At 73.9% G+C, this 283-nt stretch carries 1 pseudogene; it reads right to left on the reverse strand.

The annotated features are described in order from the left end of the window. A pseudogene (locus tag ACG0Z3_RS23335) lies at nucleotides 1-283 on the reverse strand (acyl-CoA dehydrogenase family protein); the annotation flags it as partial.

Genomic DNA, 283 nt, shown 5'->3' on the forward strand with positions numbered 1-283 from the left:
GCCAGGCGCACCATCTGGCGTGCGGCCACCAACTCGGTGGCCATGTCGGCGATGCGGAACTGCAGCGCCTGCAGGCTGGCCAGCGACTGGCCGAATTGGCGGCGGTCGTGCAGGTAGCGGCGCGCGGCATCCAGCGCGCCCTGCGCGGCGCCCACCGAGCAGGTGGCGATGTTGATGCGCCCGCCGTCCAGCCCTTCATCGCGAGCTTGAAGCCCTCGCCTTCGGCGCCCAGCAGCGCCTCCGCGCCGACGCGCACGCCGTCGAACGCGATGGTGCGCGGCGG

Source organism: Pelomonas margarita (assembly GCF_043555875.1).
Taxonomy (GTDB): Bacteria; Pseudomonadota; Gammaproteobacteria; order Burkholderiales; family Burkholderiaceae_C; genus Pelomonas; species Pelomonas margarita.